The sequence below is a fragment of the Paenarthrobacter sp. 10N417 genome (genome assembly GCF_056394745.1).
Genome location: NZ_JBFTIL010000007.1, coordinates 1 through 14711, shown reverse-complemented (window position 1 = coordinate 14711; position 14711 = coordinate 1). Strand labels below are relative to the sequence as shown.

The following is a 14711-nucleotide window of genomic DNA, read 5'->3' as shown; positions in this document are numbered from 1 at the left end:
ACCACATAAGCGATGGGGTTCTTCTTTAGCTCGCTACCGACAATGCCGGAAGTTTGCGGATCTACAAGTAGAAACTACTTGATGATCTTGGTAACACGTCCCGAACCAACGGTGCGGCCGCCTTCGCGGATAGCGAAGCCGAGGCCCTCTTCCATAGCGATCGGCTGGATGAGCTCAACGGTCATCTCAGTGTTGTCGCCAGGCATAACCATTTCCGTGCCTTCCGGCAGGGTGATAACGCCGGTTACGTCCGTGGTACGGAAGTAGAACTGCGGGCGGTAGTTCGAGTAGAACGGGTTGTGACGTCCGCCTTCGTCCTTGGAAAGGATGTAGACGTTGGCCTCGAAGTCGGTGTGCGGGGTGATGGAACCCGGCTTGACGACAACCTGGCCACGCTCGACGTCGTCGCGCTTGAGACCGCGGAGCAGGAGGCCACAGTTCTCGCCGGCCCATGCTTCGTCGAGCTGCTTGTGGAACATCTCGATACCGGTAACCGTGGTCTTCTGGATCGGGCGGATGCCAACGATCTCGACCTCGGAGTTGATGGCGAGGGTTCCACGCTCGGCGCGGCCCGTAACAACGGTGCCACGACCGGTGATGGTGAAGACGTCTTCGATCGGCATCAGGAACGGCTTGTCGCGGTCACGTACGGGGTCCGGAACGGACTCGTCGACAGCTGCCATCAGGTCCTGGACGGACTTGACCCAAACCGGGTCGCCTTCCAGAGCCTYCAGACCGGAAACGCGAACAACCGGAGCTTCATCGCCATCGAAGCCCTGCGAGCTCAGGAGCTCACGAACTTCCATTTCGACGAGGTCGAGGAGTTCTTCGTCATCAACCATGTCCGACTTGTTCAGTGCGACCAGCAGGTAGGGAACACCAACCTGGCGGGCGAGCAGAACGTGCTCACGGGTCTGGGCCATCGGACCATCGGTTGCGGCAACCACGAGGATTGCGCCGTCCATCTGGGCAGCACCGGTGATCATGTTCTTGATGTAGTCAGCGTGACCGGGGGCGTCAACGTGTGCGTAGTGACGCTTCTCGGTCTGGTACTCCACGTGGGAGATGTTGATGGTAATACCGCGCTGGCGCTCTTCCGGAGCAGAGTCGATGGACGCGAAGTCGCGCTGCTCGTTGATGTCCGGGTACTGGTCGTACAGCACCTTGGAAATGGCGGCAGTCAGCGTCGTCTTACCGTGGTCAACGTGACCAATGGTGCCGATGTTGACGTGCGGCTTAGTCCGCTCGAACTTTGCCTTTGCCACAGGTTCCTCCTAGAACGATTTCAAGTGAAGTGCTCCTCGGCCGCGCTTTTCGCGGCAGAAACTTTAGCAAGTCTACTTGGGGGCTTGGTTTTGGTGAAATTGCAGATTCAGGAACCAATACTAGTTCCTAGAGCCTGTTCGCGCAGGGGGCCGGGCCGCGACTTTCGCCGCAGCCCCGCCACTCACGCTGAGATGCCTTCCCGGAACCGGAATTGCATCCGTTACCGGGAGATTACTCGCCGCGGGTTTTCTGGATGATCTCGTCGGCTACAGCCTTCGGGACCTCCGCGTAGCTGTTGAACGTCATGGAGTACACGGCACGACCCTGCGTCTTGGAACGGAGGTCGCCAATGTAACCGAACATGCCGGACAGCGGAACGTGTGCACGGATAACCTTCACACCTGCTGCGTCCTCCATGGACTGCATCTGGCCACGGCGGGCGTTCAGGTCACCAATAACATCACCCATGTATTCCTCAGGTGTGCGGACCTCAACATCCATCAGCGGTTCGAGCAGAACAGGGTTCGCCTTGCGTGCAGCTTCCTTGAAAGCCATACGGCCGGCGATCTTGAACGCCATTTCCGAGGAGTCAACATCGTGGGACGCGCCATCGATCAGCGTGGCCTTGATGCCAACAACCGGGTAGCCGGCCAGGACGCCGTCGTTCAGTGCATCCTGGATACCAGCGTCAACGGACGGGATGTACTCGCGCGGAACGCGGCCACCAGTGACCTTGTTCTCGAACTCGTACAGCTCGCCGGAAGAGGTGTCCATCGGCTCGATCGCGATCTGGATCTTTGCGAACTGACCCGAACCACCGGTCTGCTTCTTGTGCGTGTAGTCGTGACGCTCTACAGCGCGCTTGATGGTCTCGCGGTAAGCAACCTGCGGCTTGCCAACGTTTGCCTCAACCTTGAATTCGCGGCGCATGCGGTCCACCAGGATGTCCAGGTGGAGCTCGCCCATGCCGGCGATGATGGTCTGGCCCGTGTCTTCGTTGAGGGAGACCTGGAAGGTCGGGTCCTCAGCGGAGAGCTTCTGGATGGCCGTGGAGAGCTTCTCCTGGTCACCCTTGGTGTTCGGCTCGATGGCAACCGAGATCACGGGCTCCGGGAAGCTCATGGACTCGAGGACGATCTGGTTGTTGGAATCACACAGGGTGTCACCCGTGGTGGTGTCCTTCAGACCGATGGCTGCGTAGATGTGGCCGGCAGTAGCGCCCTCAACGGGCATTTCCTTGTTGGCGTGCATCTGGAACAGCTTGCCGATACGTTCCTTCTTGCCCTTGGTGGAGTTGACCACCTGGGCGCCGGCCTCAACGTGACCGGAGTACACGCGGATGAAGGTCAGCTGACCGAAGAACGGGTGCGCCGCAATCTTGAAGGCGAGGGCCGAGAACGGCTCGTCAGCAGAGGGCTTGCGGGTGAGTTCCTTCTCTTCGTCGCGGGGATCGTGACCGATCATCGGGGGGACGTCGAGCGGGTTCGGCAGGAAGTCGACAACAGCGTCAAGCATCGGCTGTACGCCGCGGTTCTTGAAGGCAGAGCCACAGAACACCGGGTAGAGCTCGGAGTTGATGGTCATCTTGCGGATGCCGGCCTTCAGTTCCTCAAGGGTGAGTTCTTCACCTTCGAGGTACTTCTCCATGAGCTCTTCGGATGCTTCGGCCACAGTCTCAACGAGCTGTGCACGGTACTCTTCAGCCTTGGCCTGGAGGTCCGCCGGGATTGCCTGCACTTCGTAGGAAGCGCCCATGGTGACGTCACCCTTTGCGTCGCCAGGCCAAACCAGGGCACGCATTTCGAGGAGGTCAACAACACCGATGAAGTCATTCTCAGCGCCGATGGGCAGCTGCATGACCAGCGGCTTGGCACCGAGGCGGGAAATGATGGTGTCTACGGTGAAGTAGAAGTCAGCGCCCAGCTTGTCCATCTTGTTGACGAAGCAGATACGCGGAACGTTGTACTTGTCAGCCTGGCGCCATACAGTCTCGGACTGCGGCTCCACGCCTTCCTTGCCGTCGAACACTGCGACAGCACCGTCGAGGACGCGCAGGGAGCGCTCAACCTCAACCGTGAAGTCAACGTGGCCCGGGGTGTCGATGATGTTGATCTGGTTCTTGTCCCAGAAGCAAGTCACGGCGGCAGACGTGATGGTGATGCCGCGTTCCTTTTCCTGTTCCATCCAGTCGGTCGTCGAGGCGCCGTCGTGCGTCTCGCCGATCTTGTGGTTCACACCCGTGTAGAACAGGATGCGCTCGGTAGTGGTGGTCTTGCCGGCATCGATGTGGGCCATGATGCCGATATTGCGGACCTTGTTAAGGTCGGTAAGCACGTCCTGTGCCACGGGGTCTCCCTTTCGGATGGACTACACGTTCGCCGCCGGCTCGGTTGAGCCGACGGCGCCCGGGAGGATTTACCAGCGGTAGTGTGCGAAGGCCTTGTTGGACTCGGCCATCTTGTGGGTGTCTTCGCGACGCTTGACAGCGGCACCGAGACCGTTCGAGGCATCCAGGATTTCGTTCTGGAGGCGCTCGGTCATGGTCTTCTCGCGGCGGGCCTTGGAGTAGCCAACGAGCCAACGCAGGGCGAGGGCGGTGGAGCGACCCGGCTTGACCTCAACCGGAACCTGGTAGGTGGCGCCACCAACACGGCGTGAACGCACCTCGAGGGAAGGCTTGACGTTGTCCATGGCCTTCTTGAGGGCAGCAACGGGGTCGCCGCCGGACTTGGCACGTGCACCTTCGAGGGCACCGTAAACGATGCGCTCAGCGGTGGACTTCTTGCCGTCAACCAGAACCTTGTTGATCAGCTGAGTGACCAACGGGGAGCCGTAAACGGGATCGGAAACTAGCGGCCGCTTCGGGGCCGGACCCTTGCGAGGCATATTACTTCTTCTCCATCTTTGCGCCGTAACGGCTGCGGGCCTGCTTGCGGTTCTTGACACCCTGGGTGTCGAGTGCGCCGCGGACGATCTTGTAGCGGACACCCGGAAGGTCCTTCACACGACCACCACGGACGAGCACGATGGAGTGCTCCTGGAGGTTGTGGCCAACGCCGGGGATGTAAGCGGTAACTTCAACGCCACCGTTGAGGCGCACACGTGCCACCTTACGAAGAGCCGAGTTCGGCTTCTTGGGGGTGGTGGTGTAAACGCGGGTGCAAACACCGCGGCGCATCGGACTGCCCTTCAGCGCGGGAGCCTTGGTCTTGGAGACCTTAGGCGTGCGGCCCTTGCGGACCAGCTGGTTAATCGTAGGCACTTTCGTGTTCTCCGTTGTTTGATCTCTGCCCCCACACACAGGCGCCAGCCAGTGTAAACGTGGGAACTTTGGCGTTGCTCATGCGGCCGGCCGAAACATCCGGTAGGCGTGCAAAAGTGCGGCATTCGTTGCGCATGTTGCCCGCAACCCGGAAACAGGCTCCACCCAGCACCATGAGAACAAAACCAAAATGATGCTGCGGCGGCCTTCATCCACTGCCACACAGAACAATTACCAAAATTCTAGCACGGCTTGATCTGAGGCCTTAATCGGGTGTATGGCGTTCCAATGACAGGACGGGCCCCGCACTCAAGAGTGCGGGGCCCGTCCTTCAGCCATTAACTACTGCTGGTTTCAGCGGAAGTCGTTGCCGAGATCGTAGTCATCCAGCGGGATGGCGTGGAACTCGGGAGCACCGTCGCCGCCCAGGGCGTCATACGAGAAATCGGTGAAAGCGCTGGGGCCCGTGAACAGGCTTGCCTTTGCTTCCTCGGTCGGCTCAACCGTGACCTCCGTGTAACGGGGCAGGCCCGTTCCGGCCGGGATGAGCTTACCGATGATGACGTTCTCCTTGAGGCCGAGCAGAGGATCGCTCTTGCCTTCCATGGCCGCCTGCGTCAGGACGCGGGTGGTCTCCTGGAAGGAAGCGGCCGACAGCCAGGACTCGGTTGCCAGGGACGCCTTGGTGATACCCATGAGTTCCGGGCGACCTGACGCCGGGGACTTGCCCTCGGACACGACGCGGCGGTTCTCGTCTTCGAAGCGGGAGCGCTCTGCAAGCTCACCAGGGAGCAGGTCGGAGTCGCCGGATTCGATGACGGTCACGCGGCGCAGCATCTGGCGGACGATAACCTCGACGTGCTTGTCGTGGATACCAATACCCTGGCTGCGGTAAACGCCCTGGACCTCGTCCACAAGGAACTTCTGTGCGGCACGGGGACCCATGATGCGCAGAACCTGCTTCGGGTCCACCGGACCGTTGATCAGCTTCTGGCCGACGCTGACGTGCTCGCCATCCTCGATGAGGAGACGGGAACGGCGCAGCACCGGGTAGGCAATCTCTTCGGAACCATCGTCCGGAGTGATGACCAGGCGCATCTGGCGCTCGGACTCTTCGATGGTGATGCGGCCGGCTGCTTCAGCAATCGGTGCGACACCCTTCGGAGTACGGGCTTCGAAGAGCTCCTGGATACGGGGCAGACCCTGGGTGATGTCGTCGCCACCACCAGCAGAAACAGCACCACCGGTGTGGAACGTACGCATGGTCAGCTGGGTACCGGGCTCACCGATGGACTGTGCGGCGATGATGCCCACGGCCTCGCCGATGTCCACGGTCTTGCCCGTTGCCAGCGAACGGCCGTAGCAGAGTGCACAGGTGCCGACCTTGGACTCACAGGTGAGTACGGAACGGACCTTGACTTCGGTGATACCTGCAGCCAGCAACTGGTCGATAACGACGTCGCCGCAGTCGGTTCCGCCGGCAGCCAGGACGTTGCCCTGGGCATCGACGACGTCGACAGCCAGCGTACGTGCGTAGGCGCTGTTCTCGACGTTCTCGTCCAGGACGAGCTCACCGTTGGAATCCGGCACGGCGATCGGCGTGAGCAGACCGCGCTCGGTACCGCAGTCCTCTTCGCGGACGATGACGTCCTGCGAAACGTCCACCAGACGACGGGTCAGGTAACCCGAGTTGGCGGTACGGAGAGCGGTATCGGCCAGACCCTTACGAGCACCGTGCGTGGCAATGAAGTATTCCAAGACCGACAGGCCCTCGCGGTAGGAGGACTTGATCGGGCGAGGGATGATCTCACCCTTCGGGTTGGCCACAAGACCACGGATACCCGCGATCTGGCGAACCTGCATCCAGTTACCACGTGCACCGGAGGACACCATGCGGTTGATGGTGTTCATCGGGGACAGGCTGTCACGCATCGCCTGGGCGATCTCGTTGGTGGCCTTGTTCCAGATCTCGATCAGTTCCTGGCGACGCTCGTCGTCGTCGATCAGGCCCTTGTCGTACTGACCCTGGATCTTGGCAGCCATGTTCTCGTAACCAGCCAGGATGGCGGGCTTGGAGGTAGGCACCTCGATGTCGGAGATAGCCACGGTGACGCCCGAGCGGGTTGCCCAGTAGAAACCGGCATCCTTCAGGTTGTCCAGCGTGGCAGCCGTGACAACCTTCGGGTAACGCTCGGCGAGGTCGTTGACGATCCGGGACAGTTCGCCCTTGTCGGCAACAGCCTCAACCCAGGGGTAATCCTCGGGCAGCGTCTGGTTGAAGATGACCTGGCCCAGGGAGGTCTGGACGAGGGCCGTCTGACCCGGCTCCCAACCTTCCGGAGCTTCCCAACCGGCATAAGGCACGAAGTTGTCCAGACGGATCTTGACCTGGGAGTTCAGGTGCAGATCGCGGGCGTCGTACGCCATGATGGCTTCCGAAACCGAGGAGAAGATGCGGCCTTCGCCGGCGGAGCCGACGCGCTTGGTGGTCAGGTGGTACAGGCCGATGATCATATCCTGCGAAGGCAGGGTAACCGGACGGCCATCGGACGGCTTCAGGATGTTGTTCGAGGACAGCATCAGGATGCGGGCTTCAGCCTGGGCTTCCGGGCTCAGCGGCAGGTGCACTGCCATCTGGTCGCCGTCGAAGTCAGCGTTGAAGGCGCCACAAACCAGCGGGTGAAGCTGGATTGCCTTGCCTTCCACAAGCTGCGGTTCGAAGGCCTGGATGCCGAGGCGGTGAAGGGTAGGTGCACGGTTGAGCAGCACCGGGTGTTCGGTGATGATCTCTTCCAGCACGTCCCAAACCTGCGGACGGTAACGCTCGACCATGCGCTTCGCCGACTTGATGTTCTGTGCGTGGTTGAGGTCAACCAGGCGCTTCATCACGAACGGCTTGAAGAGCTCCAAGGCCATCTGCTTGGGCAGACCACACTGGTGCAGCTTCAGCTGCGGCCCAACGACGATGACCGAACGGCCGGAGTAGTCAACGCGCTTGCCGAGGAGGTTCTGGCGGAAACGACCCTGCTTGCCCTTGAGCATGTCGCTCAGGGACTTCAGCGGACGGTTGCCCGGACCCGTAACGGGGCGGCCACGACGACCGTTGTCGAAGAGGCTGTCAACAGCTTCCTGAAGCATGCGCTTCTCGTTGTTGACGATGATCTCCGGAGCACCGAGGTCAAGCAGTCGCTTGAGTCGGTTGTTGCGGTTGATCACACGGCGGTAGAGGTCGTTGAGGTCAGAGGTCGCGAAGCGGCCACCGTCCAACTGAACCATCGGGCGCAGTTCCGGCGGGATCACCGGGACAGCGTCCAGAACCATGCCGAGCGGGCTGTTGTTGGTGGTCAGGAATGCGTTGACAACCTTCAGGCGCTTCAGGGCACGCGTCTTGCGCTGGCCCTTGCCGTTCTGGATGGTGTCGCGCAGGGACTCAGCCTCAGCCTGCATGTCAAAGGTCTCAAGACGCTTCTTGATCGCCTCGGCACCCATGGAGCCTTCGAAGTACATGCCGTAGCGGTCACGCAGTTCGCGGTACAGGCCCTCGTCGCCCTCAAGGTCAGCGACCTTGAGGTTCTTGAAGCGGTCCCAGACCTGCTCAAGGCGCTCGATATCGGCGTCGGCACGCTTGCGGACGTTCGCCATCTGGCGGTCTGCGGAGTCGCGGGCCTTCTTCTTGTCGGCAGCCTTGGCGCCTTCACCTTCAAGACGGGCAAGCTCGTCTTCAAGGTCGCGGGCGATCGTGGCGATGTCGCTGTCGCGGTTGTCCACCAGCTGCTTCTTCTCGAGGTCGTGCTCGACCTGGAGGTTGGGCAGTTCAGCGTGGCGGTTTTCCGTGTCAACGCTGGTGATCATGTAGGCAGCGAAGTAGATGACCTTCTCAAGGTCCTTCGGAGCCAAGTCCAAGAGGTAGCCCAAGCGCGAGGGAACGCCCTTGAAGTACCAGATGTGGGTTACAGGCGCAGCCAGTTCGATGTGGCCCATGCGCTCACGACGCACCTTGGCGCGGGTGACTTCAACGCCACAACGCTCACAGATGATGCCCTTGAAGCGGACACGCTTGTACTTGCCGCAGTAGCATTCCCAGTCGCGGGAAGGACCGAAGATCTTCTCGCAGAAAAGACCGTCCTTCTCAGGCTTGAGGGTGCGGTAGTTGATGGTTTCCGGCTTCTTGACCTCACCGTAAGACCAGCCACGGATGTCTTCCGCGGTGGCGAGGCCGATCTGCATGAGGCCGAAGGAGGATTCGCTGGACATATGGTCCCTGTTCTCTCTTGTTCTCTAAATTCTGAAGTCTTGGTTACGGGAAGAGGGAGCTGTTCCGGTGGACAGTGACGTACTGCTGCCCACCGGAACGGCTGCTAAACCTCTTCTACGGAACTGGGCTCTGCACGAGACAGATCGATGCCCAGTTCTTCCGCAGCCGTGAAGACTGCGTCATCAGAGTCACGCATTTCGATCGTGGTTCCGTCGGTGGAAAGAACTTCCACGTTCAGGCACAACGACTGCATTTCCTTGATCAAGACCTTGAAGGACTCGGGAACGCCAGGCTCAGGGATGTTCTCGCCCTTGACGATGGCTTCGTAGACCTTCACACGACCGTGGATATCATCCGACTTGATCGTCAACAGTTCCTGAAGGGTGTAAGCGGCGCCATAAGCTTCGAGCGCCCACACTTCCATTTCACCGAAGCGCTGGCCACCGAACTGAGCCTTACCACCCAGCGGCTGCTGCGTGATCATGGAGTACGGGCCGGTGGAACGCGCGTGGATCTTGTCGTCCACCAGGTGGTGGAGCTTCAGGATGTACATGTAACCGACGGAGATCGGGTCCGGGAACGGCTCGCCGGAGCGGCCGTCGAACAGACGGGTCTTGCCGGAGGAATCGATCAGGCGGTCGCCGTCGCGGGTCACGTTGGTGGAGTCAAGCAGGCCCGTGATTTCTTCTTCGCGGGCGCCATCGAACACCGGCGTGGCGACGGTGGTCTGGCCGGTTTCACGGGGCAGGTTGGGCAGGTTCTTGACCCACTCCGGCTCGCCTTCGATCTTCCAACCGGTCTTGGCAACCCAACCGAGGTGGGTTTCAAGGACCTGGCCAACGTTCATACGACCCGGAACACCAAGCGGGTTCAGGACGATGTCCACCGGGGTACCGTCTGCAAGGAAGGGCATGTCCTCGATCGGAAGGATCTTGGAGATAACACCCTTGTTGCCGTGACGGCCGGCGAGCTTGTCGCCGTCGGTGATCTTGCGCTTGGCAGCAACGTAGACGCGGACCAGCTGGTTCACGCCCGGGGGCAGTTCGTCGTCGTTGTCGCGGTCGAAGACGCGGACGCCGATGACCGTACCGGACTCGCCGTGGGGCACCTTCAGGGAGGTGTCGCGGACTTCGCGGGACTTCTCACCGAAGATAGCGCGGAGAAGACGCTCTTCCGGAGTCAGTTCGGTTTCACCCTTGGGTGTGACCTTTCCGACCAGGATGTCTCCGGCTTCAACCTCGGCACCAATGTGGATGATGCCGCGCTCGTCCAGGCCTGCAAGGACTTCCTCGGACACGTTGGGGATGTCACGGGTGATTTCCTCGGCACCAAGCTTGGTGTCGCGGGCATCGATCTCGTGCTCCTCGATGTGGATGGAGGAAAGAACGTCCTCAGCAACAATGCGCTGGGACAGGATGATGGCGTCCTCGAAGTTGTGGCCTTCCCATGACATGAATGCCACGAGCAGGTTCTTACCGAGGGCGAGTTCACCCTGGTCCGTTGCAGGACCGTCAGCGATGATGCCGCCGACTTCCAAGCGCTGGCCTTCGTTGACCAGGACGCGGTGGTTGTAGCAGTTGCCCTGGTTGGAACGGGCGAACTTGTTGATGCGGTAGTTGGTCTCCGTGCCGTCGTCGTTGATCATGACAACGAGCTCAGCGGAAACCTCGGTGACCACACCTGCCTTCTTCGCGATGACAACGTCACCGGCGTCGACGGCTGCTGCGCGCTCCATGCCGGTACCCACGAAAGGAGCCTCGGAACGGACCAGCGGCACAGCCTGGCGCTGCATGTTGGCACCCATGAGTGCACGGTTGGCATCGTCATGCTCAAGGAACGGGATCAATGCGGTTGCCACGGACACCATCTGGCGCGGGGAAACGTCCATGAACTGGACTTCTCCGGCGGGAACCAGAACAGGCTCGCCTCCACCACCACGGGCACGGACAAGGACGGTCTCTTCCGAGAACTTCTTGTCAGCGTCCAGCGGAGCGTTGGCCTGTGCGATCAGGACCTCTGCTTCGTCGTCGGCCGTGAGGTACTGGACCTCGTCGGATACGACACCTTCGGAGACCAGGCGGTACGGCGTCTCGATGAAGCCGAACGGGTTGATGCGACCGTAGGAAGCCAGCGAACCGATCAGACCAATGTTCGGGCCTTCAGGGGTTTCGATGGGGCACATACGTCCGTAGTGGGACGGGTGAACGTCTCGAACTTCCATGCCTGCGCGGTCACGGGAAAGACCACCCGGGCCAAGAGCCGACAGGCGGCGCTTGTGGGTCAGACCCGAAAGCGGGTTGTTCTGGTCCATGAACTGCGACAGCTGGGAAGTTCCGAAGAACTCCTTGATGGCAGCGACAACCGGGCGGATGTTGATCAGGGTCTGCGGCGTGATGGCCTCGACGTCCTGCGTGGTCATGCGTTCGCGAACAACACGCTCCATGCGGGAAAGGCCGGTGCGGACCTGGTTCTCGATCAGTTCGCCAACGGCGCGGATGCGACGGTTGCCGAAGTGGTCGATGTCATCGATTTCGACGCGGAGCTCGTGGTCTTCGCCATCGCGCTTGCCCATGAGGGTCTTCTCGCCGGCGTGCAGCGCAACGAGGAACTTGATCATGGCGACGATGTCTTCAACGTGCAGGACCGAAGCTTCCTTGTCACCAAGGGAGCGGTCGATGCCGAGCTTGCGGTTGATCTTGTAACGGCCAACCTTGGCGAGGTCATAACGCTTTGCGTTGAAGTACAGGTTGTCCAGCAGGGACTGGGCAGCCTCGACAGTGGGCGGCTCGCCCGGACGCAGCTTGCGGTAGATGTCCAGAAGCGCGTCTTCGCGGGTTTCAGTGGCGTCCTTCTCCAGCGTTGCACGCATGGAGTCGTACTGGCCGAACTCTTCCAGGATCTGGCCTTCGGTCCAGCCGAGGGCCTTCAGCAGAACGGTGACCGACTGCTTGCGCTTGCGGTCGAGGCGAACGCCGACCTGGTCGCGCTTGTCGATTTCGAGTTCGAACCATGCACCGCGGGACGGGATGATCTTCGCAGTGAAGATGTCCTTGTCACTGGTCTTGTCCGCGGTGCGCTCGAAGTAGGCGCCCGGCGAACGGACCAGCTGGGAGACAACGACACGCTCGGTGCCGTTGACGACGAACGTTCCCTTTTCAGTCATGAGGGGGAAGTCGCCCATGAACACGGTCTGCTGCTTGATTTCGCCCGTGTTGTTGTTCATGAACTCGGCCTTGACATACAGCGGTGCCGAGTACGTGGCGTCACGGTCTTTGCATTCGGCCATGGTGTACTTCGGATCAGCGAACTCCGGCTCGGAGAAGCTCAGGGACATAGTGCCCTGGAAGTCCTCGATGGGGGAGATCTCTTCGAAGATGTCGGCAAGTCCGGAGGTGGTGGCGACGCTGAGGTCGCCCTCCTCGACAGCCTTCGCTACCCGCGCCTGCCAGCGTTCGTTTCCGACGAGCCAGTCAAAGCTGTCGGTCTGCAGGGCGAGAAGATTCGGAACATCAAGGGGTTCGTTAATCTTTGCGAATGAGAGGCGGCGAGTGGCACCATCGGTGCTTGCCGTGTTAGCGGTTTCGTTATTAGAGGTGCTCGAGGCGACCAAGAGGGATCCTTCCACAGACCTTCAGGCGTTTTCAGATCTCCCCCGTTTGCATGATGCAGAGTTCTCCGCATCATACTTATTCCGGTTCCGCTATATGACCCGGACCCAGCCTGCGCATGACAGTGCACGTATTGAACGGCACGTCAATGTCGCAGCTGAGAGGTAAAGCCCACCGCTATATGAAGGCTGAAGGTTAACAGGGAAGACGCAAATATCTACAATACGGCAAAGTAGCCTTCCTGTCTACCCCAGATTCTCCGCGAATGCAAGCACTGTTGCCGCAGGCACCTATGCGTAGTCCATGGACGTTGTCCGGAGCATCTGCCGGAAGGAGGCACCAAGCCCGTTGTGAAATCTCCTGCCGTGGAATCTCCTGCTGTGGAATCTACCGACGGATACAAGCGTTGGAAAGGATAGGCTGACGCACGCCGCACGATAGCCTTGGCTACACCACCACGGATCGGAAGAGAGACCATGAACAACTCCGCTGACGACAATGACGTTGTCATCCTTGCTGCTTCCCGTACCCCACAGGGTCGGCTCAATGGGCAGCTGGCCGGATTCACCGCCGTCGACCTTGGCGCGCATGCCATCAGCGCCGCACTGGGGGCCAGCGGCGTAAAAGCCGAACAAGTGGACGCCGTCATCATGGGACAGGTGCTGCAAGCGGGCGCCGGCCAGAATCCTGCACGACAGAGTGCCATAGCGGCAGGTGTGGGCTGGAACATCCCTGCCGTCACCATCAACAAGGTTTGCCTCTCCGGCCTCACGGCTGTCATTGATGCCGCCCGGATGATCCGCAGCGGGGACGCCACTGTGGTTGTGGCCGGTGGCCAGGAATCCATGACACGCGCCCCACACCTGCTCCCCGGCTCCCGGCAGGGCTGGACCTACGGCGCAATCCAGGCGTTGGACGTTGCCGCACATGATGGACTCACGGATGCGTTCGACGGCCAGTCAATGGGCTTGTCCACGGAAACCAAGAACGTAACGCTCGGCATTGACCGCCGCGCGCAGGACGAGGTTGCTGCCGCTTCCCACCAGCGCGCGGCTGCCGCGATGGCTGACGGAATCTTCGACGTCGAAATCGCTCCCGTGAGCGTGAAGCAGCGGAAGGGGGACCCCGTGGTCCTCACCTCGGACGAGGGCGTTCGTCCGAACACGACTGTGGAAACCCTTGCCCCTTTGAAGGCCGCCTTCGCTACGGACGGCACCATTACCGCCGGCAACTCCTCTCCCCTGTCCGACGGCGCCTCCGCACTCGTGCTGACAAGTCGCCGCTTTGCCAAGGACAACGGCCTGGAATACCTTGCGGTCGTGGGCAAGCCTGGACAGGTGGCCGGCCCGGACAACTCACTGCACTCCCAGCCCTCCAACGCCATTTCGCAAGCATTGAAGCGGGCTGGATGGACTGCCGAGGACCTGGACTTCATCGAAATCAATGAGGCCTTTGGCTCTGTGGCCGTCCAATCATTGAAGGACCTGAGCTACCCGCTGGAGAAGTGCAACATCCACGGCGGCGCAATCGCCCTCGGACACCCGATCGGTGCTTCCGGCGCCCGGCTGGCCCTGCACGCGGCCCACGAACTCAAGCGCAGGGGAACAGGCAAGGCTGCCGTGTCCCTTTGTGGCGGCGGCGGCCAGGGCGAAGCTCTCCTGCTGTACCGCGACTGATGGCACGGGACGTGGTGGAACCCCACATGAACGGGGCCGAACGGTTCCTGTCCGATGCCACCGCGCGCGGACTGGACGTGGACGTCGTCGAGCGCCCTGCTGCCCGGAGCCTCGAGGAGGCGGCGGGCATCCTGGGGATCAGTCCCGGGGACATCGTGAAGTCCCTCGTGGTCAAGCATCGCGACGGTAGCTTCCTCTTCGCGCTGATCCCCGGCGACCGGCAGATCTCCTGGCCTAAGCTGCGGGCGTTGGTGGGCGTGAACAAGCTCTCGCTGCCGCACGCCGACGTCGCCCTTGCCGCAACCGGCTATGAGCGCGGGACCATCACTCCCCTGGGAAGTACCACGCCCTGGCCGGTTTACGCGGATGCCACCATCACCGGACGCCGCATCTCCATGGGTGCTGGAGCCCATGGCAGGAGTGCCTTCGTGGATGCGGATGAACTCACGGCTGCACTCGGAGCAATCGTGGCCGACATCAGCGAACCCAACTAAAGCAACGCGGGGATCCTTCTATGGTTGTCAAGCGTGGCAAGGGCCGGGGTTTGGGGCGTTGAGGGTTCGGTAGATCCGCCGGGCGAGGTAGCGTTTCACGCACCGGCGGATCTCCTTTGTGGTTCGTCCCTCGGCTTTGCGTTTGCGGAC

8 protein-coding genes and 1 pseudogene are annotated in these 14711 nt (G+C 61.1%); 2 read left to right on the top strand and 7 right to left on the bottom strand.

Going from position 1 to position 14711, the window contains the following annotated elements; genetic code table 11:
* Positions 1–74: 74 nt before the first annotated feature.
* The 6 genes from tuf to rpoB form a co-directional block, all read right to left on the bottom strand.
* On the bottom strand, positions 75–1265 hold the full coding sequence (tuf, locus tag AC1DCM_RS10020) for an elongation factor Tu (RefSeq protein WP_477518150.1): 1191 nt from the start codon (positions 1263–1265) through the stop codon (positions 75–77).
* 232 nt (positions 1266–1497) lie between these two features.
* Complete coding sequence (gene fusA, locus AC1DCM_RS10015; RefSeq protein ID WP_477518149.1) at positions 1498–3612, bottom strand: elongation factor G; 2115 nt, start codon at positions 3610–3612, stop codon at positions 1498–1500.
* Between the two features lie 69 nt (positions 3613–3681).
* Positions 3682–4152, bottom strand: a complete 471-nt coding sequence (gene rpsG / locus AC1DCM_RS10010) for a 30S ribosomal protein S7 (protein ID WP_003803829.1) — start codon at positions 4150–4152, stop codon at positions 3682–3684.
* A 1-nt stretch (position 4153) separates the two neighbouring features.
* Positions 4154–4528: a 30S ribosomal protein S12 gene (gene rpsL, locus AC1DCM_RS10005; RefSeq protein ID WP_009358312.1), complete on the bottom strand. Its 375-nt coding sequence runs from the start codon at positions 4526–4528 to the stop codon at positions 4154–4156.
* Positions 4529–4882: 354 nt separating this feature from the next.
* Positions 4883–8782: a DNA-directed RNA polymerase subunit beta' gene (locus tag AC1DCM_RS10000; RefSeq protein ID WP_431115949.1), complete on the bottom strand. Its 3900-nt coding sequence runs from the start codon at positions 8780–8782 to the stop codon at positions 4883–4885.
* 104 nt (positions 8783–8886) lie between these two features.
* On the bottom strand, positions 8887–12393 hold the full coding sequence (gene rpoB, locus AC1DCM_RS09995; RefSeq protein WP_477518148.1) for a DNA-directed RNA polymerase subunit beta: 3507 nt from the start codon (positions 12391–12393) through the stop codon (positions 8887–8889).
* A gap of 474 nt (positions 12394–12867) precedes the next feature.
* Here rpoB and AC1DCM_RS09990 point away from each other — a divergent pair, with 474 nt between their 5' ends.
* Both AC1DCM_RS09990 and AC1DCM_RS09985 read left to right on the top strand, forming a co-directional pair.
* The gene (locus AC1DCM_RS09990; RefSeq protein ID WP_442018329.1) at positions 12868–14067 is read left to right on the top strand and encodes an acetyl-CoA C-acetyltransferase; all 1200 of its coding nucleotides are present in this window, start codon (positions 12868–12870) and stop codon (positions 14065–14067) included.
* Positions 14068–14093: 26 nt separating this feature from the next.
* Positions 14094–14561, top strand: coding sequence for an aminoacyl-tRNA deacylase (locus AC1DCM_RS09985; RefSeq protein ID WP_477518147.1), 468 nt, complete (start codon positions 14094–14096; stop codon positions 14559–14561).
* A gap of 27 nt (positions 14562–14588) precedes the next feature.
* Here AC1DCM_RS09985 and AC1DCM_RS09980 read toward each other — a convergent pair.
* Positions 14589–14711: pseudogene (locus AC1DCM_RS09980) on the bottom strand (IS110 family transposase); the annotation flags it as partial.

What these genes read in the sequence shown, in the direction of transcription:
- rpsG (WP_003803829.1), bottom strand. Translation starts at nt 4,152, where the DNA reads ATGCCTCGCAAGGGTCCGGCCCCGAAGCGGCCGCTAGTTTCCGATCCC.
- AC1DCM_RS10000 (WP_431115949.1), bottom strand. Translation starts at nt 8,782, where the DNA reads ATGTCCAGCGAATCCTCCTTCGGCCTCATGCAGATCGGCCTCGCCACC.
- AC1DCM_RS09990 (WP_442018329.1), top strand. Translation starts at nt 12,868, where the DNA reads ATGAACAACTCCGCTGACGACAATGACGTTGTCATCCTTGCTGCTTCC.
- AC1DCM_RS09985 (WP_477518147.1), top strand. Translation starts at nt 14,094, where the DNA reads ATGAACGGGGCCGAACGGTTCCTGTCCGATGCCACCGCGCGCGGACTG.